The 18,310-nt window shown below is 62.9% G+C and carries 19 protein-coding genes and 1 tRNA gene; 13 read left to right on the top strand and 7 right to left on the bottom strand.

The genetic code is table 11. From position 1 onward, the window contains the following. Positions 1 to 217 precede the first annotated feature (217 nt). The 5 genes from U3654_RS06170 to pdxH form a co-directional block, all read right to left on the bottom strand. Positions 218 to 520 (bottom strand): hypothetical protein, encoded by a 303-nt coding sequence (locus U3654_RS06170; protein WP_324754467.1) that lies wholly within the window; start codon positions 518 to 520, stop codon positions 218 to 220. Beyond that, positions 493 to 569, bottom strand: a tRNA-Pro gene (locus U3654_RS06165). The genes U3654_RS06170 and U3654_RS06165 overlap by 28 nt, the downstream gene beginning before the upstream one ends. Positions 570 to 655: 86 nt before the next feature. Beyond that, positions 656 to 1,138 (bottom strand): DUF192 domain-containing protein, encoded by a 483-nt coding sequence (locus U3654_RS06160; protein ID WP_324754466.1) that lies wholly within the window; start codon positions 1,136 to 1,138, stop codon positions 656 to 658. Next, a complete protein-coding gene (locus tag U3654_RS06155) occupies positions 1,117 to 1,653 on the bottom strand; it encodes a cold shock domain-containing protein (protein ID WP_324755238.1) in 537 nt (178 codons plus the stop codon). The genes U3654_RS06160 and U3654_RS06155 overlap by 22 nt, the downstream gene beginning before the upstream one ends. A gap of 211 nt (positions 1,654 to 1,864) precedes the next feature. Beyond that, positions 1,865 to 2,470 carry a pyridoxamine 5'-phosphate oxidase gene (pdxH, locus tag U3654_RS06150; protein WP_324754465.1) on the bottom strand — a complete coding sequence of 202 codons (606 nt, stop codon included), beginning with the start codon at positions 2,468 to 2,470 and terminating at the stop codon, positions 1,865 to 1,867. Positions 2,471 to 2,644: 174 nt separating this feature from the next. Here pdxH and fabI point away from each other — a divergent pair, with 174 nt between their 5' ends. Genes fabI through U3654_RS06115 form a run of 7 tightly spaced genes read left to right on the top strand, consistent with a single transcriptional unit; the run spans position 2,645 to position 9,772 of the window. After that, the gene (gene fabI / locus U3654_RS06145; protein ID WP_324754464.1) at positions 2,645 to 3,451 is read left to right on the top strand and encodes an enoyl-ACP reductase FabI; all 807 of its coding nucleotides are present in this window, start codon (positions 2,645 to 2,647) and stop codon (positions 3,449 to 3,451) included. Positions 3,452 to 3,461: 10 nt separating this feature from the next. Then, positions 3,462 to 4,058 (top strand): LysE family translocator, encoded by a 597-nt coding sequence (locus U3654_RS06140; RefSeq protein ID WP_324754463.1) that lies wholly within the window; start codon positions 3,462 to 3,464, stop codon positions 4,056 to 4,058. 16 nt (positions 4,059 to 4,074) lie between these two features. After that, complete coding sequence (gpt, locus tag U3654_RS06135; RefSeq protein ID WP_324754462.1) at positions 4,075 to 4,575, top strand: xanthine phosphoribosyltransferase; 501 nt, start codon at positions 4,075 to 4,077, stop codon at positions 4,573 to 4,575. 14 nt (positions 4,576 to 4,589) lie between these two features. After that, positions 4,590 to 5,795: an aminotransferase gene (locus tag U3654_RS06130; protein ID WP_324754461.1), complete on the top strand. Its 1,206-nt coding sequence runs from the start codon at positions 4,590 to 4,592 to the stop codon at positions 5,793 to 5,795. 49 nt (positions 5,796 to 5,844) lie between these two features. Continuing rightward, the gene (locus U3654_RS06125; RefSeq protein ID WP_324754460.1) at positions 5,845 to 7,686 is read left to right on the top strand and encodes a peptidyl-prolyl cis-trans isomerase; all 1,842 of its coding nucleotides are present in this window, start codon (positions 5,845 to 5,847) and stop codon (positions 7,684 to 7,686) included. Between the two features lie 12 nt (positions 7,687 to 7,698). Further along, a complete protein-coding gene (trpE, locus tag U3654_RS06120) occupies positions 7,699 to 9,207 on the top strand; it encodes an anthranilate synthase component I (protein ID WP_324754459.1) in 1,509 nt (502 codons plus the stop codon). 28 nt (positions 9,208 to 9,235) lie between these two features. Beyond that, the gene (locus tag U3654_RS06115) at positions 9,236 to 9,772 is read left to right on the top strand and encodes an rRNA large subunit pseudouridine synthase E (RefSeq protein ID WP_324754458.1); all 537 of its coding nucleotides are present in this window, start codon (positions 9,236 to 9,238) and stop codon (positions 9,770 to 9,772) included. On the opposite strand, the gene U3654_RS06110 is transcribed toward U3654_RS06115, so the two are convergent. Next, positions 9,769 to 11,190 carry a divergent polysaccharide deacteylase family protein gene (locus U3654_RS06110; protein ID WP_324754457.1) on the bottom strand — a complete coding sequence of 474 codons (1,422 nt, stop codon included), beginning with the start codon at positions 11,188 to 11,190 and terminating at the stop codon, positions 9,769 to 9,771. The genes U3654_RS06115 and U3654_RS06110 overlap by 4 nt on opposite strands. A 168-nt stretch (positions 11,191 to 11,358) precedes the next feature. On the opposite strand from U3654_RS06110, the gene U3654_RS06105 reads away from it, so the two are divergent. From U3654_RS06105 to lexA, 6 genes are all read left to right on the top strand, one after another. Next, positions 11,359 to 11,940 (top strand): aminodeoxychorismate/anthranilate synthase component II, encoded by a 582-nt coding sequence (locus U3654_RS06105; protein ID WP_324754456.1) that lies wholly within the window; start codon positions 11,359 to 11,361, stop codon positions 11,938 to 11,940. Then, positions 11,937 to 12,959 carry an anthranilate phosphoribosyltransferase gene (gene trpD, locus U3654_RS06100; RefSeq protein WP_324754455.1) on the top strand — a complete coding sequence of 341 codons (1,023 nt, stop codon included), beginning with the start codon at positions 11,937 to 11,939 and terminating at the stop codon, positions 12,957 to 12,959. Before U3654_RS06105 ends, trpD begins: the two co-directional genes overlap by 4 nt. After that, positions 12,956 to 13,771, top strand: a complete 816-nt coding sequence (trpC, locus tag U3654_RS06095) for an indole-3-glycerol phosphate synthase TrpC (RefSeq protein ID WP_324754454.1) — start codon at positions 12,956 to 12,958, stop codon at positions 13,769 to 13,771. Before trpD ends, trpC begins: the two co-directional genes overlap by 4 nt. Next, a complete protein-coding gene (gene moaC, locus U3654_RS06090) occupies positions 13,771 to 14,247 on the top strand; it encodes a cyclic pyranopterin monophosphate synthase MoaC (RefSeq protein WP_324754453.1) in 477 nt (158 codons plus the stop codon). The genes trpC and moaC overlap by 1 nt, the downstream gene beginning before the upstream one ends. 57 nt (positions 14,248 to 14,304) lie before the next feature. Continuing rightward, positions 14,305 to 15,477 carry a gephyrin-like molybdotransferase Glp gene (gene glp / locus U3654_RS06085; RefSeq protein ID WP_324754452.1) on the top strand — a complete coding sequence of 391 codons (1,173 nt, stop codon included), beginning with the start codon at positions 14,305 to 14,307 and terminating at the stop codon, positions 15,475 to 15,477. An 81-nt stretch (positions 15,478 to 15,558) separates the two neighbouring features. Continuing rightward, positions 15,559 to 16,257, top strand: coding sequence for a transcriptional repressor LexA (lexA, locus tag U3654_RS06080; protein ID WP_324754451.1), 699 nt, complete (start codon positions 15,559 to 15,561; stop codon positions 16,255 to 16,257). Here the strand turns inward: lexA and U3654_RS06075 are convergent. Beyond that, positions 16,251 to 18,308, bottom strand: coding sequence for a ComEC/Rec2 family competence protein (locus tag U3654_RS06075; RefSeq protein WP_324754450.1), 2,058 nt, complete (start codon positions 18,306 to 18,308; stop codon positions 16,251 to 16,253). The two genes, lexA and U3654_RS06075, sit on opposite strands and share 7 nt — an antisense overlap. Positions 18,309 to 18,310: the final 2 nt, after the last annotated feature.

The following is an 18,310-nucleotide window of genomic DNA, read 5'->3' as shown; positions in this document are numbered from 1 at the left end:
ATTGGTTGGCGCGCGCCCTTTTCATCCGGAAATCCGGTGCTTGCTGAGAATGTCCCTTTGCCGCTGTCGGTACACTACATCTTGTGTGCGCATCCACCGGCTTGCACAACCTGACGCATTGGGACCCACTGCGTCAATACCCTTTTTTTGAATAATGGGCCAGTTTGTCGTTGGCCTTTTTAACGCCGCTCGGTCGGCTCCGCGCCAGCCGATTCACTCACAGCATATCCACAGCCCAGCGCAACGCATCACTGCCCGCACAGGCGATTTCAAATCCGTTGTTTTCCGGCATGTTTAGGGCGCGCGGCTCATCGATGGCTTGAACTTTATCCAGAGGCTGTGTGCGAACCGCCCGGCGCGGCGTGCTGATCAATGAGCGCAAATTATATATTTTTTCGCCGCGGCAGAGCTGTGCAGAGATGCAACAGGCAAGCGGCATCGCGACGTCGCATACTGTGCGCGCAATGTCGTTATCGATCTCGCTGGGAAATATGGTCGGGGCGGCGAGATTCGAACTCACGACCCCCTGTACCCAAAACAGGTGCGCTACCAGACTGCGCCACGCCCCGAACCATGGCGGTGACTTACGCAGAATCGCTTCCAAAGAAAAGCCCCAATACACCATCGAGGCGTTTGGACCCCTGCGACGACCCGCTCAGCACTTCCAGGCGGCGTGTTCGGGCGTAAAAGAAGGGTGGCGCAACTGCGTGCCGGGCGCGATCCCAAGCCGTTCGGCAAGGCCGCCGTTGATTTCGAGAACGGCCTTGATGTCCGAGCCCCCCATGATCGGCGTCAGATCGCCGGGAATCGCGTTGCTGTGGACGCGCGCGACCGTTCCGGTCGCATCGAGAAATATCATGTCGAGGGGAATCAGTGTGTTCTTCATCCAAAAGCCGACGCTGCGCGTCGCAGGATAAACAAACAGCATGCCCGCCGCCTGTGGCATAGCTTCGCGATGCATAAGGCCTTTAGCGCGCTCGGCCTCGTCATCGGCCAATTCTATGGTGAAACGTGCCTGCCCCCAATCGCCGCGCAACTGCACCTGATCAGGGCGACATGCATCCTCGGCGATGGCGGGTCCGGCAATGAGCAGCGCTAACGCAATGACGCACTGACTTACTTGACCGCGCTTTCCCATCCATTCACCTCAGTCGCCATGCGGCCTCGCTTGCCGTCGATGACGCGTATAGCCAGCGCCTCGCCCGGTTGCAAATCCGCAAGACCCGAGCGGCGCAAAACGTCGATATGCACAAAGACGTCGCCCCCCTCGCCGAAGGTGTTGGCAAAGCCGAAACCCTTGTTCCGGTCAAACCATTTAATGCGGGCCGGCATCAGGGGTGCCGCGCGCAGTATCTCGGGGTCGATATCTGCAAAATCCGCGAGACTTTGCAGCGTAGCATCCTCGGGGGGAAGGATATCGTGAACAGCGGTCGCCTGAACGCCGCGCTCGGTGCGCTGAACATCCAGATCTACGATCGCATCGTCGGCGACCGAACTTTGACCGAAACTGCGCAGGACGTTGGCATGAAGAAGGATGTCGCTACCGCCGTCATCAGCCAGCACAAAGCCGAACCCACGGACCGGATCGAACCATTTGACACGGCCGCGAACGCGGCACGCATCCTCGTGGTCGACGACCTGCGCGGGAACCATTTCTTTGTGCCTAAGTTCTACCATATTGTACCCGCCTGCACGTTCGAGTGCATTCCAAACATCTAAACATCATAGTCATATCAGGGACTCACGTCCACGTTCAACAACCCACATTACACGCTCAAGGTCAATGCTATTGATCAATTTCTCGCATAACGTGTGTAAAAGCGGCGACAACCCGCCGTTATCGTCCCAAAAAGCGGTTTTTTGCTTAGGGGTTAAGGCGAGTGACGTCCCATGGCGTGTCCGTGTCGCCTCGTCGCCAGACAAAGCGGTCGTGCAGGCGATAGTCGCCATCGGCCCAGAATTCGATCTCAACTGGCGTGATTTTGAACCCTCCCCAGAAGGGGGGGCGTGGCGGATTGAGGCCGTGCCGCGCCGACACTTTGGCGACCTCGGCCATCAGCGCACCACGACTCTTGAGGGGCTGTGATTGGCGCGACGCCCACGCGCCCAGCCGGCTTTTGAGCGACCGGGAGGCGTAGTAGGCGTCGGCCTCGGCGCCCTCCTGCCGTGTCACGGGGCCGCGCACCCGGATCTGGCGGCGTAGCGTCTTCCAGTGCATGACGAACCCGGCCTTGCCGCTGGCGGCCAGTTCCTGCCCCTTGGCGCTATCGTAATTGGTGTAAAAGACAAAGCCGTCGTCGGCGATCTCCTTAAGCAGGACCATGCGCATATTGGGCAAGCCGTCGGGATCGACCGTCGCCAGTGCGATGGCGTTGGGATCGTTCGGCTCGGTTCCTTCGGCCTCGCCCAGCCACCGGCGCGCAATCTGAAAGGGGTCATCGCCTGCAAATTTTCCGGTCCGGTCGGTCATGGTGTCTCTTTCTGTCTCAGGATCGTGTTTGCATCAGATATGGTGCAAGCGCCGCGCCAAATCCAGCGCGTGGCGCATAGCACCGTGTGGATGGGGATTGCACGGCAACCCTTGATGCACCACGGTCAATCACCTAAAGGTCAGCAAAGATAGCGAATTGGGTCGGGAACGGATATGTCAAACACACTTATGGCGGGCAAGCGCGGGCTGATCATGGGCCTCGCTAACGACAAATCCATCGCTTGGGGCATTGCTCAGGCCTGCGCTGACGCGGGCGCGGAACTGGCCTTTACCTATATGGGTGACGCGTTCAAGAAGCGGGTCGAGCCATTGGCGAAATCAATCGGCTCCGAGCATATGTTCGATTGTAACGTATCCGACCCCGCCTCGATCGACGCCGCATTCGCAGAAATCGAAAAGGTCTGGGGCAGGATCGACTTTCTGGTTCATGCCATCGGCTTTTCCGACAAGAATGAGTTGCGCGGGCGCTATATCGACACCAGCCGCGACAATTTCCTCAATACGATGGACGTCAGCTGCTATAGCTTTACTGCCGTGGCCAAGCGGGCGGAAAAGATCATGGGCGAAGGCGGCTCAATGCTGACCCTCACCTATTACGGCGCCGAGCAGGTGATGCCGCATTACAATGTCATGGGCATCGCCAAGGCGGCGCTGGAGGCGTCGGTAAAATATCTGGCCGAAGATCTGGGCAAGGACGGCATCCGCGTCAACGCGATCTCTGCCGGTCCGATCAAGACTCTGGCGGCCAGCGGCATCGGTGATTTCCGCTATATCCTGAAATGGAACGAGTTGAACTCGCCCCTGCGCCGCAACGTGACCATCGACGATGTGGGCAAGGCCGCGCTTTATCTGCTCAGCGATCTGGGCAGCGGCACGACGGGCGAGAACCTACATGTCGACGCGGGCTATCACATCGTCGGCATGAAGGCGGTCGACGCGCCTGATATCGACGCCACCTAGGCGGCGCGCGATGGACGCTGCAACGCTCCTACTCTTTAACGCCGCGATCCTCGGCGCGCTGGCCAGTCCTGGCCCCGCCTTCATCGCGATGATCCGTTCATCCTTCGTTGGGGGGCGGCGTGCCGGGCTGATGACTGGCCTCGGCCTGTCGTTGGCGGCTATTGCATGGTCCGCTGTGGCGATGCTGGGCCTTAGCGCCATTTTCGCCGCCATTCCGGCCGCCTACATGGCGCTGAAGCTGGCCGGTGCGGGATACCTGATATGGCTCGCCGTCCAGCTCTGGCGCGGGGCAGACAAACCCGTGGACACCGTCCTGCCCGGCATCGCGCAGGGGTTCCGGCTGGGCCTGATCACCAATCTGGCGAACCCCAAGCTGGTATTCTTCATCGGTGCGATATTTTCTACCATCTTGCCCGCCGATATGGATCTAAGCCTTCAGGCGCTGATCCTCGCCAATCATCTGCTGCTGGAATTGGCATGGTATGCAATGGCCGCGCTGATTCTGACCACTGCGCCGATGCGCGCAGGCTATATCCGCCTCAAATCCAAATTCGACCGGGGCGCTGCCGTGCTGCTAGGCGTCATGGCCGCCCGCATCGCGATCTGATCCAAAGGAAGTTCCTATGCAAGAATCCCTGCCCCACGAAAAAGGATTTCACGTCAGCTGGGACCAGTTGCACCGCGATGCGCGCGCGCTGGCATGGCGGCTGGACGGGCATGGCCCCGATGATGGCGCATGGCGCGCGGTCGTCGCCATCACGCGCGGCGGCATGGCCCCCGCGATGATCGTCGCGCGCGAGTTGGACATTCGTATCGTCGACACGATCAGCGTCCAGAGCTATGACCATCAGACCCAAGGCGCGGCAAGCATCCTCAAATCGCCCGACATGGACGTGATCGGCGACGGCACCGGCGTGCTGGTCATCGACGATCTGGTTGACACGGGCCGCACCCTCGACGTCGTGCGCGCACACATGCCCAAGGCCCATATCGCAACCGTCTATGCCAAGCCGATGGGCCGCGACCGCGTGCAAAGCTACGTGACCGAGGTCAGCCAGGACACGTGGATCTTTTTCCCGTGGGACCTGGCCCTGCAATACGTTCAGCCCTATCGCGGCAAATGAAAGAGACACCAGCCATGAGCCGCACATCCCACAGCTTTGCCCCGCCTGTGATGGCCGCGCGCCGCTGGCTGGAGGGCGTCCAGTTCACCCCTGACCGCCCGCTGATCAACGTCAGTCAGGCCGCGCCGGTGGACATACCTCCCGAAGGCTTGCGCCGCGCCATGGCCGAGGCGGCAATGACTCAGGCGGATGCGCATCTATACGGCGCAGTTCTGGGCCGGGACGATCTGCGCGCCGAGGTGGCAGCGCAGTGGAGTATGGCCTATGGCGGCACTATCGACGCTGCAAACGTCGCGATCACGTCGGGCTGCAATCAGGCCTTCTGCGCCGCGCTTGCCACGCTGTGCGATGAGGGCGACGAGGTAATCCTGCCGACCCCGTGGTATTTCAACCACAAGATGTGGCTGGACATGACCGGCGTGCGCACGGTGCCCCTGCCCGCCGAGGCAGGCCTGCTGCCCGACCCTCAGCGCGCGGCGTCGCTGATCACGCCCCGCACCCGCGCGATTGTGCTGGTCACGCCCAATAATCCCGGCGGCGTCGAATACCCCAGCGATCTGGTGCGCGCATTCTTTGATCTGGCGCGCAAACACCGCATTGCCCTGATAGTGGACGAAACCTACCGCGATTTCGACGCGCGCTCAGGGGCGCCGCATGACCTGTTTGCCGATCCCGACTGGGACGACACGCTGATCCAGCTCTATTCGTTTTCCAAGGCCTATCGCCTGACCGGCCACCGCGTTGGCGCGATGGTAAGCAGCCCCGCGCGACTGGCCGAGGCCGAGAAATTCCTCGACTGCGTCGCGATCTGCCCCAATCAACTGGGCCAGATCGGCGCGCTCTGGGGAATGCAGAACCTCGCCCAATGGCTCGCCGGTGAGCGGGCCGAGATCCTCGATCGCCGCGCCGCCATCGCCGACAATATGCCACGCCTTGCCACTCAGGGCTGGCAGTTGAAGGGCGCGGGCGCCTACTTTGCCTATCTTGCCCATCCCTTTGCGGATGCCTCGGACGTGCTGGCGCCCCGTCTGGTCAGGGACGCAGGTGTGCTGACCCTGCCCGGCACGATGTTCACGCCGACGGGCGATGCATCTGGCACGCGGCACTTTCGCATCGCGTTTGCCAATGTGGACCGCGCGGGGATCGAGACGCTGTTTGATCGGCTGGCGGGGTTTGGCGGGGTGGGCAGGCCTCTTGCCCCGGATGCGGTGAGCGCTTAGACAATCGCGGAACCAAACGCACCGCACCCGGCACAAAGGCGTCATACCCATGCGATCCAAAAGCATTTCAAAATCCGCCATGTGGATCCTCATGGCCCTCCTGATTCTGGGCCTCGGTGGCTTTGGGGTGACCAATCTGGGCGGCGGGATCACCCGCATCGGATCGGTCGGGGAGACGGTGCTGGATGTCAACGACTACGCGCGCGCCCTGCGCCAAGAGGTCAACGCCGCCACGGCCGAGACCGGCAAGCCCCTGCCCTTTATCGAGGCCGAGGCTCAGGGCCTGCCGCAGCGCGTGCTGTCCCGCCTCGTCGCGCAAGCCGCGCTTGAGGATGAGGCCGCGCGCATGGGCATTTCGGTCGGCGATGCCACACTCAGCCGCCAGATCATGGATATCCCCGGTTTTCAGGGTGTGAGCGGCGCATTCGACCGCGAAGGCTATCGCTTTGCGCTAGAGCGTGCGGGCCTCAGCGAGTCTGAATTCGAGCAAAACATGCGCGCCGAAACAGCCAGCACGCTGGTGCAGGGCGCGGTCATCGCAGGCATCAGCGCGCCGTCCGCCTATACGGATACATTGCTGAACTACATCGCTGAAGAGCGCGACGTGACCTACGCAACCCTCGGGCGCGGCGATCTGAGCACCGGTCTGCCGGTGCCAAGCGATGCCGACCTTGAGGCGTATTATCAGGCCAATCTGCCCGCCTTCACCACGCCCGAAACAAAGCGCATCACCTACGCATGGCTCACCCCCGAGATGATCATCGACGATGTCGAGGTTCCCGAGGACGCCCTGCGCGACGCCTACGCCGAGCGCGAGTCTGAGTTCAATCAGCCCGAGCGTCGTCTGGTCGAGCGTCTGATATACCCCAATGCCGAAGCGGCCAATGCTGCCCGCACGCAACTCGATAAGGACGAGGCCAGCTTTGATGATCTGGTCGCGGCGCGCGGGCTGACCTTGCAGGACGTCGACATGGGCGACGTGGATGCCTCGGACCTTGGCGCGGCAAGCGAGGCTGTATTCAGTGCAACGGCTGGCGATGTCGTCGGCCCGGTGGACAGCAATCTGGGCCCTGCCCTGTTCCGCGTTAACGCAGTGCTTCAGGCGCAGGTCACCAGCTTTGAAGAAGCCGAGCCTGAGCTGCGCGATGCGCTGGCCGCAGGCCGTGCCGCGCGGGTCATCGACGGCTCGATTGAGGCCACGAACGATTTGCTGGCTGGCGGCGCGACCATCGAGAACCTCGGCGACGAGTCGCAGATGCAGGTTGGCACGATCGACTGGCATCCCGGCATGAGCGAAGACATCGCCGGTTACACCGAATTCCGCGATGCAGCTGGCAATCTGCAAACGGGCGACTTCCCCGAAGTTATGACCCTCGGCGATGGCGGAATCTTTGCCATGCGCCTCGACGAAGTGATTCCGCCTACCGTGCAGCCGCTGGAGGATGTGCGCCAACCCGTCGCCGCCGCATGGGCCCGGGACACCTTGATGGAGACCCTGCGCGCCGAGGCCGGTGAAACGGTGACTGCCCTTGAGGGCGGCGCCAGCTTTGAAGACGCCGGGCTGACGGCCAGCACCGGCAAGGGCCTGACGCGGCAGGGTTTTCAGGCTGGCACACCGCCGGGCTTTATCCCCGCCGTATTCGGCATGGAGGTCGGTGACGTGATATTGCTGGACGGCGACGCCCGCCTTATCGTCTTGCGCCTCGACGCTGTGACCGTCCCGAAGGACGATACTGGCGAGTTGGAGCGGATCCGCCGCACCTTGCGGGATTCGGCGGCCAACGACATCGCGCAGGATCTCTACCTTGCGCTGGCCGAAGATATCCGCGCCCGCGCCGGGATCACACTGGACCAGCAGGCGATTGCCGCCGTGCACGCCAACTTTCAGTAAGGAGGCAGGCAAGTGGAGCTGACCCCGTCATACGATACCTTCGCCGCGGGCTATGATGCGGGCGCCAGCCAGTTGGTCTATACCCGCCTCGCCGCCGATCTGGATACGCCGGTGTCGCTGATGATGAAGCTGACGGGTGCCGCCACCGACGCCTTCATGCTGGAATCGGTGACGGGTGGCGAGGTGCGCGGACGCTATTCGATCATCGGGATGAAGCCGGACCTGATCTGGCAGTGCCACGGCAAAACCAGCCGCATCAACCGACAGGCGCGTTTCGATCCCGAGGCATGGCAGGATCAGGATGGCGATCCGCTGGCCAATCTGCGCGCGCTAATTGCCGAGAGCCGGATCGACCTGCCCGACGACCTGCCCGCCGCCAGCGCCGGCCTTTTCGGCTATCTGGGATACGACATGATCCGGCTGGTCGAGCATTTGCCAAACGTCAATCCCGACCCGCTGGGCCTGCCCGACGCGCTGATGTTGCGCCCGTCGGTCATCGCCGTCCTCGATGGCGTCAAGGGCGAAGTGATCGTCGTGGCCCCCGCCTGGTATGATCCCAGCCAGAGCGCGCGCGCCGCACATGCGCAGGCCGCCGAGCGTGTCATGGACGCCGTGCGCGATCTGGACCGCGCGCTGCCGCAGGGGCGTGGGTTGGGCGAGGCCGCCGAGGATGGCGAAGCAGTGTCGAACTTCACGCGCGAGGGCTATAAGGCCGCCGTCGAACAGGCCAAGGAATATATCCGCGCGGGCGATATTTTTCAGGTCGTTCCCAGCCAGCGCTGGACGCAGCCCTTTGCCCAGCCGCCCTTTGCACTCTACCGAAGCCTGCGCCGCACGAATCCCTCGCCCTTTATGTTCTATTTCAATTTTGGTGGTTTTCAGGTGATCGGCGCCAGCCCTGAGATCCTCGTGCGCGTCTTTGGCGACGAGGTGACGATCCGTCCCATCGCAGGCACCCGCCCGCGCGGCGCGACACCCGAAGAGGACCGCGCGTATGAGGCAGATCTGCTGAGTGACACAAAAGAGCTGGCCGAACATCTGATGCTGCTGGATCTGGGCCGCAACGACGCGGGCCGCGTCTGCAAGGTCGGTACCGTGCACCCGACCGAGGAATTCATCATCGAGCGTTACAGCCACGTCATGCACATCGTCAGCAACGTGATCGGCGAATTGGCCGAGGGTCAGGATTCCCTCAGCGCGCTTCTGGCAGGTCTGCCAGCCGGGACGGTATCAGGCGCGCCCAAGGTGCGCGCGATGCAGATCATCGACGAACTAGAGCCGGAAAAGCGCGGCGTCTATGGCGGCGGCGTCGGCTATTTCAGCGCGGGTGGCGATATGGATATCTGCATCGCCCTGCGCACGGCCGTGGTCAAGGATGCACAACTCTATATTCAGGCCGGTGGCGGTGTCGTTTATGATAGTGACCCGGAGGCGGAATATATGGAAACCGTCCATAAATCCAATGCGATCCGCCGCGCCGCCGCAGACGCCGCCCGCTTTGGCGGCAGCGGAAACAGCTGATGCAGGGTGAATTTTCGCAGCACCGCACATGGCGCGCCTGATCCTCTTTAACAAGCCGCATGGCGTGCTGTCGCAATTCACCGATGAGCGCAGCGGGCGTCCAACCCTCGCCGATCACATCGACCTGCCCGGAGTCTATCCCGCCGGGCGGTTGGACCGTGACAGCGAAGGCCTGCTTTTGCTGACTGATGATGGCCAGTTGCAGGCGCGCATCGCCGACCCGAAGTTCAAAAAACCCAAGACATACCTGGTGCAAATCGAAGGTGTGCCGGATGAGGCCGCGCTAAATACACTGGCGCAGGGCCTCACGCTCAAGGACGGCCCGACCCGGCCCGCGACCGTCCGCCGGATCGACGCGCCGGACCTCTGGCCGCGTGTGCCGCCCGTACGCTATCGCAAAACCGTGCCGGATGCCTGGATCGAGCTGACCATCACAGAGGGGCGCAACCGTCAGGTGCGCCGCATGACAGCGCATGTGGGCCACCCGACGCTGCGCCTTGTGCGCTGGCGGATCGGCGACTGGTCGTTGGACGGCATCGCGCCTGGCAAGTGGCGGAACGCCTAATTGCCCTGAGTCAGCACTGCGGAAATGGGCGCCACTGCCACCTGACTGGCACGGTCCTGTAAACCCCAGAGCAGCAAGGCGCTGATAGTGTCGGCGCGTAGGCGGCCCAGCATGATCACGCCACCTTCTTCCTCGCGCGCCGCTTTGAACGCCGCCTGATCCAGATACCGCCGGATGACCGTCGCGCTCTGATCCTTGCTGTCGAAATCGCGGAACACAGTGCCCACCGGCACACCCTCGCGCGCGATCAGCTTGGGCGCGGTCTGAAGACCTTTGGGAAACAGCACCAGACCATGACCGGATTCCAGCAGGATCGGCGCCAGCTGCTCGCTGGCATCACGACTGATTTGCAAGCCGGTTTCCGTCCCTTCCAGCACGCCAACCGCCTCGGGAACAGCGGCAAAGACCGTCTGCATGACCGTTTCGGTATCGCGCGCATCCGCGCCGTCCGGCAGGTTGGCAATGGCCAGCACTTCAAAGCCCGCGTCGCGGTAACGCTGCATCGTTTCCTGCGCATCGGGGCGCATGGCGTCTATCGCAAAGCTCAGCGGATAGGGAAACGCAGCCAGCGCCTCCAGCCCGATCGGAGAGGTGCCATCGTCGATCAGCACAAGCGCCATCAGCGGCTTGCCATCCGGGTTGGTGAAAGGTGCAGCGTTGGCCTTGATCGCAGGGCGATCTTTGGAGGGGGCTTCCACCGGTTCGACTGTTTCCTGCGTCCCAACCGAGGGCAGACGCCCTGTTTGGACATTATCGGCCATATCGCCAATCGTGCTGGGCGGCGCTTCGTCGTCCGTCCGGCCGTCCTGCGGGACCGGCGCGGTATCCGCAGTTTCCGCCTCTTGTTCCTTGGGCAATTTAGGCACTGGCACGTTCTGCGCAGTTCCGTCGCCGCGCTCGGGCGTATCGCTGTCCGAGAATCCCGCGCCGCTTTCGACATCGGGCAGGCTGGGCTGCGTGGGATCGGCCGAAATAGTCTGATTGCCCTGCCCGGCATCGTCGACATCGGGCTGAGTTGGGGCCGTGTCCCGTGGGGTAGCGGCGCTGCCCACGTCACTCATGGCCATTCCGCTGGCCTCGTCGGTGGCCTGAGGCGCGCTTAGATCCGCCTCAACGCCGCCCAGTGTCGGCCGGGACGTAGGTTGGTTATCCTCGGCATTGACGGCGCTCAGATCATCGGGCGCGGCGGCGCCCACCTGCGGGGCGTCGCTGCCGATCTGGGGCGCGCCATCGGCGGCGGGCAGACGCGCTGCGGTATCATCACGTGATTGGTTGAATGACGAGCCTGCTGGCACTTCCAAAGCCGCCGTTTCGGGTCTGGCCGTCTGCCCCGGCCCGCTTGCCACCGATACAGCCGCGAGGGCCACACCGGACAAGGCCGCACCGGCCACCAGCCCTGACAAAAATCCTCTCGCCATACCGCGTTCTCCTGCAATCGCCTGCCGTCGTACCGGCGTTTCCGGCCTTCGGCCCCTTGACCCTAGAGGCCAAGCCTGAACAAGTATATCGCGACCGGCCCCCCGGCCTCCACCCCAAATAAGGGCGGATCGCATGGCATGGGTCAAATCCAACACGGACCTGCCAACATGCTGCTGCTCATCGATAATTACGACAGTTTCACCTATAATCTGGTGCATTATGTCGGCGAACTGGGCGCTGAAGTGGTCGTACACCGCAACGATGCGCTGGACGTGGACGCCGCGCTGGCCCTGAACCCCTCTGGCATTTTGCTGTCGCCCGGCCCGTGCGATCCCGATCAGGCGGGCATCTGCCTCGATCTGACGCTGGCTGCGGCCAAGGCAAAAATCCCCCTTTTGGGCGTTTGCCTCGGGCATCAGACCATCGGGCAGGCGTTCGGAGGGCGCGTGGTGCGCCACAGCGAGATCGTCCATGGCAAGATGGGTCAGATGCATCATGAGGGCCAAGGCGTGTTTGCCGGGCTGCCGTCGCCATTCGAGGCGACACGCTATCATTCGCTGGTGGTCGAGCGGGACAGCCTGCCGGACTGCCTGGAAGTGACCGCGCATCTGGAAGACGGCACGATCATGGGCCTGCGCCACCGCGAATTGCCGATCGAGGGCGTGCAGTTTCACCCCGAATCGATTGCATCGCAGCATGGTCATGCGCTGCTCAAGAACTTTCTGGATATGATGAAGGCCCCCGCATGAGCGACGCGCTGAAACCTCTGATAGACGCCGCCGCGACCCGCGCCCTGACCCGCAGCGAGGCCGAGGCCGCCTTTGCTATTCTCTTTGACGGCGAGGCGACGCCCAGCCAAATCGGCGGCTTTCTTATGGCGCTGCGCACACGCGGCGAGACGGTGGACGAATACGCCGCCGCTGCCGCCGTCATGAGCGCCAAATGCCTCAAAGTGCGCGCGCCCGAGGGTGCGATAGATATCGTCGGGACTGGCGGCGACGGCAAGGGCACGCTGAACATCTCGACCGCGACGGCCTTTGTCGTGGCGGGTGCAGGCGTATGCGTGGCCAAGCATGGCAATCGCAATCTCAGCTCGAAATCGGGCGCAGCAGATGCGCTGAGCCAGATGGGCGTCAACGTCATGATCGGCCCGGAAGTGGTTGAAAAAGCTTTGAAAGAGGCTGGAATAGCCTTCATGATGGCCCCCATGCACCATCCGGCAATGGCTCATGTTGGCCCGGTGCGGGCCGAGTTGGGCACGCGCACGATCTTTAACATTCTGGGGCCGCTGACAAATCCTGCGGACGTCAAACGCCAGCTGACCGGCGCCTTCAATCGCGACCTCATACGTCCCATGGCCGAGACGCTGGGGCAGTTGGGCTCGGAACGCGCTTGGCTGGTCCATGGCAGCGACGGCACGGATGAGTTGGCCATCAGCGGCCTCTCTTGGGTCGCCGCGCTGAACGAGGACGGCACCATCACCGAATTCGAGCTGCACCCCGAACAGGCCGGACTGCCGCTGCACCCCTTTGAGGCGATCCTTGGCGGTACGCCGCAGCACAATGCAGACGCCTTCCGCGCGCTTCTGGACGGCGCGCCAGGTGCCTATCGCGATGCTGTCCTGCTCAATTCCGCGGCGGCACTGGTCGTGGCCGGCCATGCCGCCGACCTGACCGAGGGCGTCGCTATGGCGGCAACCAGCATCGACAGCGGCGAGGCCCTCAAGCGGCTGACCATGCTGGCAAAAATTACATCGGAGACGACATGAGCACACCGACAATCCTCGACAAGATCAAAGCCTACAAACTGGAAGAGATTGCCGCAGCCAAGGCCCAAACCTCGCCCGAGGAAATGGACGACCTCGCCCGTGGCGCGCCGGAGGTTCGTCCCTTCAAGAACGCGCTCTTGCAGGCCTCTATCGGTGGCTATGGTTTGATCGCCGAAATCAAGAAGGCCAGCCCGTCCAAGGGCCTTATCCGCGAGGATTTCGACCCCGAGGCGCTGGCGATCGCGTATGCCGAGGGCGGCGCGACGTGTCTTTCCGTTCTGACCGACACGCCCAGTTTTCAGGGCGCCAACGAATTCCTGACGCAAGCCCGCGCCGCCTGCGATCTGCCCGTCCTGCGCAAGGATTTTATGTACGACCCCTATCAGGTCGCCGAGGCACGCAGCCTCGGGGCGGACTGCATCCTGATCATCATGGCCAGCCTCACCGACGGCGAGGCCGCAGCGCTGGAACAGGCCGCCGAAAAATGGGGCATGGATTCGATCATCGAAGTGCACAACCAAGATGAATTGAAACGGGCCGAGGCGCTGGACTCCAAGCTGATTGGTATAAATAACCGCAATCTCAACACGTTCGAGACGTCGCTCGACACGTCCCGCACCCTCGCCCGCTACGTCCCCGAAGACCGCATCATCATATGCGAAAGCGGGCTGGAGACGCGCGAGGATCTGGCCGAGATCGCCCGCTATGGCGCGCGGTGTTTCCTCATCGGCGAAACGCTGATGCGCGCGGATGACGTTGCCGCAGCCACGCGCATGATCCTGTCTAATCCGCTGACCGCAGGCGGTCGATAATGACCGGCCTCACGCATTTCGACGCCAAGGGCGATGCGCACATGGTCGATGTCTCGGACAAGGCTGTGACCGCGCGCGTTGCTACCGCCGCCTGCCACATCAGCATGAAGCGCGAAACCTATGATATCATTGCAGAAGGCCGGGCCAAGAAGGGTGACGTGATGGCCGTGGCGCGCCTTGCCGGTATCATGGGGGCCAAGCGAACGTCCGACCTCATCCCGCTCTGCCACCCGCTGCCAATCGCCAAGGCGAGCGTCGAACTAACATTGGATCCGGATCTACCCGGTCTGCAAATCGAGGCGACCGTCAAGACCACCGGCCAGACAGGCGTCGAAATGGAGGCGCTGACCGCCGCCAGCATTGCCGCGCTGACAGTCTACGACATGGCAAAGGCGGTTGACCGGGCCATGCAGATTAACGGATTGCGCGTCGTTCTAAAAGATGGCGGAAAATCCGGCCGTTACGAGGCAACATGAACTCTTTCGGCAGCCAGAGAAACGGACAGACCCCATTGTCAGCGAGGCATTTTATTCATGATTACCGTTGATGATGCGCTAGCCCAATTGTTCGAAATGGTCTCTCCTCTCAGCGCTGAGGTAATTCCGTTGCGCGCCGCCTCAGGTCGGGTTCTGGCGCAGGCGGTTCGCGCTAAGCGCGACCAGCCGCCATTCGCAGCATCTGCCATGGACGGCTACGCAGTGCGCGGAGGCGAAGCTGCGCCTGGCGCACAGTTCGAGGTGGTCGGCGAGGCGGCAGCAGGCCATCGTTGGAACGGCCGACTGGACGGCGGCCAAGCGCTGCGCATCTTTACCGGGGCACCCATGCCAGAGGGGGCTGATCGCGTTATAATTCAAGAGGATATCAGCCGAACTGGATCTGTGATCACACTCAGCGACACGGTCAACTCTGGCCCGCATGTGCGCCCCGCCGGTGCTGATTTCAAAGCCGGTCACACCGTGCGGTCGCCGCGCTGGATCAGCCCTCATGACGTTGCCCTACTGGCAGCCATGAACGTCGCGGAGGTGCCTGTGACACGCAAGCCGATGGTCGCAATCATCGCCACCGGTGATGAACTGGTAATGCCGGGCGAGACGCCGGGCCCAGACCAGATTATCGCGTCCAACACCTTTGGGCTTGCCGCGCTCGTAGAGGCGCATGGCGCCACTGCGCACCTTTTGCCAATCGCACGCGATAACGCCACTTCGCTTGAAACGGCATTCGCCATGGCCCAAGGGACCGACTTGATCCTAACTGTTGGCGGCGCGTCGGTCGGTGATCATGACCTTGTCGGCGAGGTGGCAGCCAGCCTCGGGTTACAGCGGGCCTTTTACAAGATCGCGATGCGCCCCGGTAAACCGCTGATGGCCGGACGGATGGGCCCTTCCATGATGGTAGGTCTTCCTGGAAATCCCGTATCTGCAATGGTTTGCGGTCATGTCTTTATCTTACCTGTGTTGCGCGCGATGTTGGGTATGGGCGCTGCTCCGGCTCCTGATTTCACCGCATCGCTTGGCGTCGACCTGCCAGCAAACGGCCCGCGTGCGCATTACATGCGCGCGCATGTAAACGACGGGATCGTTACACCCGCGACATCGCAGGACAGTGCGCTACTTGGCGTCTTGGCGGGCGCGAACGCTTTGTTGATCCGCCCTGCGCATGAGCCAGCAAGACAGGCCGGCGACGCGGCGCGCGTCATGCACATTTAATGCCCACACCTCTGGGACTTGACACAAAACAAGAACATGCATAGAACAAAAACAGATATGCAGACCGGAGGGATGGACACAATGCTGACCAAAAAGCAGCTCGATTTGCTGAATTACATCAATAAGCGGGTACAGCGCGACGGGGTGCCACCCAGCTTTGACGAAATGAAGGATGCGCTGGATCTGCGGTCCAAATCCGGCATCCACCGCCTGATCACTGCTTTGGAAGAACGTGGCTTTATCCGGCGTTTGGCGCACCGCGCCCGGGCGCTCGAAATCGTCAAGCTGCCGGAATCTTTGGGCGGCACCGCGACACACGGGTTTGCGCCGCGCGTCATTGATGGCGACATGCCCGACTCGATCCCAGCCAATGCTATCGCCGTCACGACTGTCGACGCGCGCGAGATTCCGGTGATGGGGCGCATCGCGGCAGGTGTCCCGATTGAGGCGATTCAACACGCATCCCACAATGTGGCCGTGCCGGGCGCGATGGTTGCCGGTCCGGGCGAGCATTACGCGCTTGAGGTCAAGGGCGATTCTATGATCGACGCCGGTATCAATGATGGCGATGTGGTGGTCATTCGCGAAACATCCACCGCCGAAAACGGCGATATCGTCGTGGCCTTGGTCGAGGATCAGGAGGCGACGCTCAAACGGTTCTTCCGCCGCGGCGGCGCAATTGCGCTTGAGGCCGCTAACCCAGCTTATGAGACGCGCGTCTTACCTGATGACAAAGTCAAGGTGCAGGGCCGCCTTGTCGGACTGATCCGAACCTATTGATAAACTGATGCGCCGCGCGTTTTGCGGCGCGTATTCCAGAGCCTGGCACCTGCGAGGCCACGTGCCGTATTGATGCGCAGCCCTTCGCCCTTGGCGACGAGTGCCATCGCACCAGTTGGGCGCAATGCGCTGGGGTCAAAGACTTTGCATCCGGCAGCGCGGTTCAGATCCTCCGGGGGCGAGGTATTCATTATCACCCATTCATTCGCGGCACAGTCAGCCAGCGTAGCAGAGGCGCGTTTGCCGCGAAGTGCGGTGATCTGGATGCCGCCCGGTCCAATTGCCCGGTCGGGCCAACGCGCCGCAGCCTCTTCCTGCGTAGCAGGATCACCGTCATTCTCCAGCCAGTTGCGTGCGATGAAACTATCGCCGCGTGGCGCGCTGAGCGCGCGCCCCTCCGGTGTCATGATGCCGACCAGTCCGCCAGTATCCGCGATCAGGACTCTCGGCCGCTCGGCCCCGGCCCAAAGGATAGCGGCTGCGAGTATCGGGAACACCCCCACCGCGCGCATGCGGCCTTGCCAGAGAATGACTATCAGCGCCCCGATGGTCAAAAGTGGCAACACCCATGGACCGGGGCTGGCGATCATTCCGCGCGCGCCGTCCTGCGCCGAAATCCAGTGCGCGACGCTCAAAATCCAGTCGAGTCCCAGCCCCATTATCCTGAGGCCCACCCATTCCAGCCCGAAGGGCAGCAGACACACCGCTAGCACAGCGGCGGGCATTACCAGAACCCCCATCAGCGGAACCGACGCGAGGTTGGCGATCAGCCCGTAATGGGCGATCTGGTTGAAATGCGCGGCCGCGAAAGGCGCTGTCGCCAGCCCAGCGACGCCGGACGAAATCACGACCGCCAGCACCGGGCGTAGCCATTTCGGGCCACGCGGCACTGCGTCATGTTGCAACCAGCCGAACACCGCAATCAGCGCCGTCGTCGCCGCAAAGGACATTTGAAACCCCGGCCCCATCAGCGCCTCGGGCCGCAGTGTCAGCACGATCAGCGCGGCCATTGCCACGGCCCGCAGGCTGAGCGCGCGCCGGTTCAGCATGACCGCCACCAGCATGACGGCCACCATGATGAACGCCCGCTCTGTCGCGATACTGCCACCCGACAGACCCAGATAAAACGCTGCGACGACAAGGGCCAGCGCCGCCGCTACAGGCTTGACCGGCGCGCGCAGCGCGATCCACGGCACCAAGGCCAGCCCATAGCGCAGCGCCGCAAAGACAAAAGCGGTCAGAAGGCCCATATGCAGTCCGGAAATGGCGAGCAGATGCGCCAGATTCGACACCCTGAGCGCCGCTAGGGTATCCTGCCCCATACCCGAACGGTCACCAGTCATGATCGCCGCCGCAAAGCCCCCAGTCTCGCCGGGAAGGGCCGACTGCACGCGCGCCGACAGCGCCATCCGGATGCGGAACATCGGCTGAGCCCCGTCCGGCGGGGCGAGTGCGACCAAGGGGACGCGGGTGTAGCCGACCGCGCCCAACCCCTGAAACCACGCGTGGCGCTGAAAATCAAAGCCGCCCGGCTCAACCGGACCCGAGGGTGGTGACAGATGCCCGGTCGCGCCCATGCGCAATCCGGGCTGCGGCTGAGCGCCTTCGATGCCTGAATGTAGCGACAAGCGGACCTGGCCCGGCGTGCGGTCGGGCGCGGTGTTGAACAATCGGACCCGATCCAGCGTTACGCGCACCGCATCTGATGCCGAACGGTCGATACCCACGACGCGGCCCTCGATCGGACCGTAATAGCGCCAGCCCAGTACCGGCCCGGCCACGACATGCGCGCGCGCGCCAGCCAGCATTATGCCCACCGCGATCAGCCCCGCGCCCACCACCAGCGGCGCTATCGCCTGCCCTGCCAAGCGCGCCAGCGCAGCGCAAAACGCGACGAGCGCTGCAAGTCCGGCATAGACGGGCCAACCCGGCTCGACCAAGAGTGAAAAATACAGGCCAATACCTGCAGCCAGACATACAGGCGCCCACCCGATCAGGTGACCGCGCTGCAAAAGCAGCGTGTGCGCGCAGGTTCGCCAGAGCGCCGCCACTT

It is taken from the genome of Roseovarius sp. Pro17 (assembly GCF_035599575.1).
Classification (GTDB): domain Bacteria; phylum Pseudomonadota; class Alphaproteobacteria; order Rhodobacterales; family Rhodobacteraceae; genus Roseovarius.
Note: the sequence above shows the minus strand (reverse complement) of the source record. Positions and strands in the feature narration are given on the sequence as shown.

Coding starts and splice junctions, on each gene's coding strand:
- U3654_RS06160 (WP_324754466.1), bottom strand. CDS start 1,138: ATGGGAAAGCGCGGTCAAGTAAGTCAGTGCGTCATTGCGTTAGCGCTG.
- U3654_RS06155 (WP_324755238.1), bottom strand. CDS start 1,653: ATGGTTCCCGCGCAGGTCGTCGACCACGAGGATGCGTGCCGCGTTCGC.
- pdxH (WP_324754465.1), bottom strand. CDS start 2,470: ATGACCGACCGGACCGGAAAATTTGCAGGCGATGACCCCTTTCAGATT.
- fabI (WP_324754464.1), top strand. CDS start 2,645: ATGTCAAACACACTTATGGCGGGCAAGCGCGGGCTGATCATGGGCCTC.
- U3654_RS06140 (WP_324754463.1), top strand. CDS start 3,462: ATGGACGCTGCAACGCTCCTACTCTTTAACGCCGCGATCCTCGGCGCG.
- gpt (WP_324754462.1), top strand. CDS start 4,075: ATGCAAGAATCCCTGCCCCACGAAAAAGGATTTCACGTCAGCTGGGAC.
- U3654_RS06130 (WP_324754461.1), top strand. CDS start 4,590: ATGAGCCGCACATCCCACAGCTTTGCCCCGCCTGTGATGGCCGCGCGC.
- U3654_RS06125 (WP_324754460.1), top strand. CDS start 5,845: ATGCGATCCAAAAGCATTTCAAAATCCGCCATGTGGATCCTCATGGCC.
- U3654_RS06115 (WP_324754458.1), top strand. CDS start 9,236: ATGGCGCGCCTGATCCTCTTTAACAAGCCGCATGGCGTGCTGTCGCAA.
- U3654_RS06110 (WP_324754457.1), bottom strand. CDS start 11,190: ATGGCGAGAGGATTTTTGTCAGGGCTGGTGGCCGGTGCGGCCTTGTCC.
- U3654_RS06105 (WP_324754456.1), top strand. CDS start 11,359: ATGCTGCTGCTCATCGATAATTACGACAGTTTCACCTATAATCTGGTG.
- trpD (WP_324754455.1), top strand. CDS start 11,937: ATGAGCGACGCGCTGAAACCTCTGATAGACGCCGCCGCGACCCGCGCC.
- trpC (WP_324754454.1), top strand. CDS start 12,956: ATGAGCACACCGACAATCCTCGACAAGATCAAAGCCTACAAACTGGAA.
- moaC (WP_324754453.1), top strand. CDS start 13,771: ATGACCGGCCTCACGCATTTCGACGCCAAGGGCGATGCGCACATGGTC.
- glp (WP_324754452.1), top strand. CDS start 14,305: ATGATTACCGTTGATGATGCGCTAGCCCAATTGTTCGAAATGGTCTCT.
- lexA (WP_324754451.1), top strand. CDS start 15,559: ATGCTGACCAAAAAGCAGCTCGATTTGCTGAATTACATCAATAAGCGG.